Below are 6,232 nucleotides of genomic sequence, written 5' to 3'. Positions count from 1 at the left end.
GGGCGGCCAGCAGCAGCGCGTCGCGATCGCACGCGCGCTCGTCACCGAGCCGGCGCTCGTGCTGGCCGACGAGCCGACGGCCAACCTGGACAGCGCGACGGGCGCGGCCATCATCGCGCTGATGCGCACGATGCAGCGCGAGCGCGCGACGTCGTTCGTGTTTTCGTCGCACGATCCGCAGGTGATCGCCGCCGCGGACGATGTCGCGACGATCTGCGACGGGCGCGTCGTCGACACCCGTTCGGCCACCCTGCACGAGGAGGCCTGCCAATGAGCCTCTGGGTTCTCGCCTTCCGCAACCTGCTGCGCAACCGCCGCCGCTCGTCGACCACGCTGCTCGCGATGATCGTCGGCCTGACCGCGATCCTGCTGTTCGGCGGCTATGCGCGCGACATCAACTACGGACTCCAGACCAGCTACGTGCGCCAGGGTGGCCATCTGCAGATCCAGCACCGCGACTATTTCCTGTACGGCAGCGGCGACCCCGTCTCGTACGGGATCGCCGACTACCGGAAGATCATCGACACCGTGCTCGGCGATCCCGAGCTGGCACGCGAGGTGACGGTCGTGACGCCGGTGCTGGCGATCAACGGCATCGCCGGCAACTTCGCGGCGGGCGTCTCGCGCACCGTCTCGGGCAGCGGGATCGTCGTGGCCGACCAGAACCGGATGCGCCAGTGGAACGACTACGGTTTCGCCGACCGGGCGACGCCCCTCGCGCTGACCGGCAGCGCCGCGAACGCCGCCGTGATCGGCACGGGCGTCGCGCGCGTGCTGCACCTGTGCGACGCGCTGCGGGTGCCCGCTTGCCGCGATCCGGTGACGGCCGCCCCGGCCGGCGGGTCGGACCTGCCCGACGACATCGCGTCGCTCTCGCAGGCCGAGGCCGCCGCGAAGCCCGTGCACCGCAGCGGGCTCACCCGTCTCGAGCTGCTGACGTCGAACGCGTACGGCGCACCGAACGTCGCCGAACTGTCGGTGATCGCGGCGCAGAAGCAAGGCGTCAAGCAGGTCGACGACATGTTCGTGCAGGTGCATCTGCCGCAGGCGCAGCAGCTCGTCTACGGCAGCGGCCCGAGCGCGAAGGTGACGTCCATCGTCGTGCAGCTGAAGCACACGGCCGATCTGCCCGCCGCGCGCGCGCGCATCCAGACGCTGCTGCGCACCCGGCTCGCGGGCGAGCCGCTCGAGGTGCTCGGCTTCGCGACGCTGAACCCGCAGTACGGCCAGGTCACCGGCATGTTCGGCGCGATCTTCGGCTTCATCGCGGTCTTGATCGCCACGATCGTGCTGTTCACGGTCGGCAACACCATGAACATGGCCGTGATGGAGCGCACGCACGAGATCGGCACGCTGCGCGCACTCGGCCTGCGCGGCGCCGGCATTCGCCGCCTGTTCGTCTGCGAAGGGTGCCTGCTCGGCCTCTGCGGCGCGGTTGCAGGCACCGTCCTCGCGCTGGCGGCGGGTATCGCGATCAACCGCGCCGGCCTGCACTGGACGCCGCCCGGGCAGACCGATCCGGTCGCGCTGTCGGTACGCGTGTGGGGCGAGTTCGGGATGATCGCGCGCTACGCGCTCGGCGTGACCGTGGTCGCGACGCTCTCGGCCTGGCTGCCCGCGCACCGTGCCGCCCGCCTGCCGATCGTGGACGCGCTGCGTTTCGCCTGACCAGGAGCCGCCACCATGAGATTCCCCATCCCGATCCTGCGCGCCGCTGCGATGCTGCTCGCGATCGCCGCCACCGCGGCCGCGGCGGCAGACCCGTCGGCGCAACAGCTGCTCGCGCAAAGCGACGCGGTGCGCAACCCCGACAAGCCGTTCGGCCTGACGACGACGCTGCTCGAATTTCGCAACGGACAGCAGACGGACGCCGAGGTGCTGAAGATCTATTCGAAGGCGGACCCGGCAACCAGCCAGTTCCGCACGCTGGTGCAGTTCGTCGCGCCGGCCCGCGACGCGAACAAGCTGATGCTGAAGAACGGCAACGACCTGTGGTTCTACGATCCGTCGAGCCAGGCCAGCGTGCGGATCTCGCCGCAGCAGCGTCTGCTCGGCCAGGCCGCGAACGGCGACGTCGTGACCGTCAACTGGGCCAACGACTACGATGCGTCGCTCGCGGGCGAGGAGAACGTGGCGGACGGCGAGCACCAGAGCCGGCGCTGCTACCGGCTGCACCTGACGGCGCGCGCGCCCGACGTCACGTACCACGCGATCGACCTGTGGATCGCGAGCGACACGAAGCGGCCGGTCAAGGCGCGCTTCTTCGCGGCCAGCGGCAGCGTGCTGAAAATCGCGTACTACCGGCACTACCAGGAGCAGCTGGGCGCGGCGCGGCCGACGGAAACCGTCATCATCGACGGGCTCGATCCCGGCTGGGTCACCGTGATGCGCTACACCGACTATGCGTGGCGCGACATTCCGGACGCGTGGCTGCAGCGCGCGTACCTGTCCCGCTTCAAGGCCGACTAGACGATGGCGCGATCCCGGGTCGCGGTGCTGGTCTGCGCGGCGGGCTTCGCGGCCGCGCAGGCCGCTCTCGCGGCCGACGACGCGGACGGCGACGCGCTGCGGCTCGCCGACACGGCGACGGCGGCGCCCGTGACGCCGAGCAACTGGCGCGGCACGTTCGAGGCGGCCGTCGCGAACTACACGGCGGCGAGCCAGACCGGGCCCGTGACGCTCAACGACAACGCGCGCGTGTCGAACACGCTGTCGTACGACGGCACGTCCGGCAACTGGCGGGCGATCGTGTCGAATCGCTTCGATGCGGGATGGCGCGCGGGCACGTCGCAGTACAACGCGGTCGACACGCTGAAGCAGGCTTACGTGAGCTGGCAGGCAAGCCCGAACGCGATCGTCGACGTCGGCCGCGTGAACCTGCGCGAAGGCGTCGCGTCGGGCTTCAATCCCACGGACTTCTTCAAGGCCGGCGCGCTGCGCTCGGTCGTGTCGATCGATCCCGAGAGCCTGCGCGAAAACCGGCTCGGCAGCGTGATGGCGCGCGGGCAGCTGCTGTGGAGCGGCGGCTCGATGACCGCCCTGGTGTCACCGCGGCTCGACACGCATCCGAACGAGGCCACCTTCAATCCCGATCTCGGCGCGACGAACGCGCGCACCCGCTACATGCTGAGCGGGTCGCAGCGGCTGTTCGGCAACTTCTCGCCGCAGTGGCTGCTGTACGGCGGCGAAGGCATCGCCCCGCAACTGGGCGTGAACGCCACCACGCTGATCGACGATGCGACGGTCGGGTTCCTCGAATACGCGATCGGCCGCGGCAGCGCGGTCGCCGATTTCTCGCAGGCCGCGTCGTCCTGGACCTCGAAGCTCGCGACCGGCGTCACCCATACCTTCGCGAGCAAACTGTCGCTGACGCTCGAATACGACTACGACGGCGCCAGCGCGAGCGCCGCGGCATGGCGGGCGCTGCAAGGCGACCCGTCGCGATACTGGCGCTATCGCGACTCGGCGAGCATCGCGCAGGAGCTGATGACGCGGCGCTCGCTGTTCGTCTATGCATCGATGCCCGACGTCTTCGTCCAGCATCTGGGGCTGACCGCGATGGCGCGCTACAACCTCGACGACCACAGCTACTTCACGTGGCTCGAAGCGCGCTATCACTGGCCGCGCACCGACTTTGCCGTGCAATGGCAGAGCAACCACGGCTCGGCGCGCAGCGTCTACGGCGCGCAGGCGCAAAGCGAGATCGTGCAGGCGATCGCGACGTTCTTCTTTTGAACAGGGAAACGACAGAAGCATGACCGTCGACACACATCATGCAAGACGCGCCCGGCGCAATGCGTCGGGCGCGGCAGGCAGCGTGACTGACGTCAGCGTGTTGCGGCGCGCGGACCGCGCTCACGCGGGAACGATAGGTGCGACCCTGCGGCCTGCCGGAATCGCGACGGCGCGCGACGTCCGTTTTAGCCGACGATCCGGCCGCACTCAGCGCGACTCGAGCGCGGGCCCGTCGCCTTCCTCCGGCGCACCGTTCGCATGACGGATGCAGCGCGTCACCACGTTGATCGCACGTCCGAGCGGCATGCCGACGAGCCCGCCCCAGACCGCGAACGACAGGGCCGCGAAGGCGCCGGTGGCCGCCCACGGCCGCGAGGTCGCGATCGCGTAATGAATGAACGTCTCGGCGGCGAACGTCAGGAGCAGCGTGACCAGCAGGCTCGCGTCGCCCGGCAAGCGCACGAGCATGCCTTCCGGCCCGGTCCTGAACTGCAGGCGCCAGCGGCGCGCGTGGAACCAGCCGCCCGCCGTGCCGACCACGAGCATCGCGACGGCCGCCGCGTAGGCGTCGGCGCCCGCCCGGGGAAACAGGTGGCCGAGGCTCGACAGGCCGAGACCGACGAACACGACCGGAAACAGGAGCGGACGCACGGGCCGGACTTCGCGCACGAAGCAGCGCTTCACGCCGATATAGACGAGCACGCAGAACAAGACGTAAACGTAGGCAGGGAAATGGGGCATGGTGAGCACCTGATCGGGAGCGCCGCAACCGGCGGACATGTCAGCGACTATAGCGATCGGCCGGACCACGCGCCGCGCGTTGCGATGAACGGTGGAAATCGCCCGATGAACGGCCCTCAGGTCCGGCGAACGTCCGTGCGAAGTGCCGCACCCGCGCCGCAGCCTGGCGCCGATCGCCGATCGCAATGCCGTCGCGAATTACGCTACCATCTCCGCAATCCGCTCCCGCTCGCTGCCATGCCAAGCAAGCCGTTCGCCTTCCTGTCGTTCGAACCGCACGTCGGCCCCGCACAACGGGGCCGCTCGCTGCTGGGGCTGTTCTGTTTCAATTCGGCGGTCGGGCTGATCTTCTGGGCGACGCGCCGCAACGAAGCGCTGCTGCCGTACCTGGTCGTCGCAAACGGCATCGGTTTCAGCGCGACGCTGCTCAGCGTCGCCATCGACCGCCTCGTGCGCGGCAAGCTCGCGCTGGTGCCGAAGATCCTGATCGTCGCGCCAGCCAGCGTGTTCATCGGTTTCGAGGTCGCGGCCTCCACGATCGGGCACGTCCCGCACCTGATCGGGCATGCGGGCGTCAAGGTCTGGCTGGCCTACGGCTCGTCGTTCATCGTCGCCGGCGCAGCCTGCGCGTTCGTCTCGGTGTTCGTGCAGGCCGCCCGCATGCGCACGTCGCTCGAGACACAGCGGCGCGAGGCCGCCGAGGCGCGCCAGGCCGAAACGGCCGCGCGGCTCGCGCTGCTGCAGGCCCAGATCGAGCCGCATTTCCTGTTCAATACGCTGGCGAACGTGCAGAGCCTGATCGAGCGCGATCCGGCCCGCGCCACGACGATGCTCGACAGCCTGAACCGCTATCTGCGCGCGAGCCTCGGTCGCACGCGCAAGGCCACCTCCACGCTGGGGGAAGAACTGGAACTGGTCGAGGCGCTATTGAAGATCGCGACGATCCGGCTCGGCGAGGAACGCCTGCGCTACGCGATCGACGTGCCGGAAGCGCTGCGGGCCCTGCCGCTGTCGCCGCTCCTGCTGCAGCCCCTGGTCGAGAATGCGTTGCTGCACGGCATCGAGCCGGCGGTCGACGGCGGCGAAGTCCGCATTCGCGGCACGCGCGACGGCGGCCTGCTCGTCCTGAGCGTGAGCGACACCGGCGTGGGGCTCGGCAACGGCGGCACGAAGCTCCACGGCGGCGTGGGACTCGCGAACATTCGCGCCCGGATGATCAGCCTTTATGGCGAGCGCGGCCGCGTGTCGGTCGGCGCAAACGCCGACGCCATGCGGGGCGTGACCGCAACCTTGCAGATCCCGATTGCCTGATATGCCGACAGCCCTGATCGCCGACGACGAACCCAACCTGTCCGCAGAGCTCGCCGCGCGCCTCGCGACGCTGTGGCCCGAGCTGGAGATCGTCGGGATGCCGCGCAACGGCGTCGACGCACTCGCCGAACTGAATGCAAAGCGCCCGGATTTCGCGTTCCTCGACATCCGGATGCCCGGCATCGACGGGCTGAAGATCGCGAGCCTCGTCCCGCACGTGCACGTCGTGTTCGTGACCTCCTACGACGAGTACGCGGTGCAGGCGTTCGACCAGTCGGCGATCGACTATCTGCTGAAGCCGGTGGCCGACGATCGCCTCCTCCGCTGCATCGTCAAGCTGCAGCGCGGTGGCCCGGCCCCCACCGACACCGAGCTCCTGGCCAATGCCGCCGAGCAGCGCGATGCGGCGCCCATTCGCTGGATCACCGTGGGCCTCCGGGACACA

Annotated in this window: 7 protein-coding genes; 6 read left to right on the top strand and 1 reads right to left on the bottom strand. The window is 69.5% G+C overall.

Features of this window, described 5'->3' with window-relative positions:
- From G3N99_RS32375 to G3N99_RS32360, 4 genes are all read left to right on the top strand, one after another.
- Positions 1 to 274 (top strand): ATP-binding cassette domain-containing protein (locus G3N99_RS32375; RefSeq protein WP_206124407.1); only part of this gene is annotated, 274 nt, incomplete at its 5' end.
- Positions 271 to 1,668 (top strand): FtsX-like permease family protein, encoded by a 1,398-nt coding sequence (locus G3N99_RS32370; RefSeq protein ID WP_206124406.1) that lies wholly within the window; start codon positions 271 to 273, stop codon positions 1,666 to 1,668. The genes G3N99_RS32375 and G3N99_RS32370, both read left to right, overlap by 4 nt.
- Before the next feature lie 51 nt (positions 1,669 to 1,719).
- Entirely contained in the window at positions 1,720 to 2,469 is a 750-nt protein-coding gene (locus tag G3N99_RS32365; RefSeq protein WP_241011963.1) for an outer membrane lipoprotein-sorting protein, read from the top strand.
- Between the two features lie 3 nt (positions 2,470 to 2,472).
- Positions 2,473 to 3,735, top strand: a complete 1,263-nt coding sequence (locus tag G3N99_RS32360) for a hypothetical protein (RefSeq protein ID WP_206124404.1) — start codon at positions 2,473 to 2,475, stop codon at positions 3,733 to 3,735.
- Positions 3,736 to 3,942: 207 nt separating this feature from the next.
- Here the strand turns inward: G3N99_RS32360 and G3N99_RS32355 are convergent, their stop codons facing one another.
- Positions 3,943 to 4,476, bottom strand: a complete 534-nt coding sequence (locus G3N99_RS32355; protein WP_174989671.1) for a hypothetical protein — start codon at positions 4,474 to 4,476, stop codon at positions 3,943 to 3,945.
- 237 nt (positions 4,477 to 4,713) lie between these two features.
- Here G3N99_RS32355 and G3N99_RS32350 point away from each other — a divergent pair, with 237 nt between their 5' ends.
- Together G3N99_RS32350 and G3N99_RS32345 are read left to right on the top strand one after the other, a co-directional pair.
- Positions 4,714 to 5,787: a histidine kinase gene (locus G3N99_RS32350; RefSeq protein ID WP_174943542.1), complete on the top strand. Its 1,074-nt coding sequence runs from the start codon at positions 4,714 to 4,716 to the stop codon at positions 5,785 to 5,787.
- 1 nt (position 5,788) lies between these two features.
- Positions 5,789 to 6,232, top strand: a 444-nt coding sequence (locus tag G3N99_RS32345; protein ID WP_206124403.1) for a response regulator, incomplete at its 3' end; no start/stop codon positions are given.

The sequence above is a fragment of the Burkholderia sp. Ac-20392 genome (assembly GCF_017104585.1).
In the GTDB taxonomy this organism is placed as follows: Bacteria; Pseudomonadota; Gammaproteobacteria; order Burkholderiales; family Burkholderiaceae; genus Burkholderia; species Burkholderia lata.
Note: the sequence above shows the minus strand (reverse complement) of the source record. Positions and strands in the feature narration are given on the sequence as shown.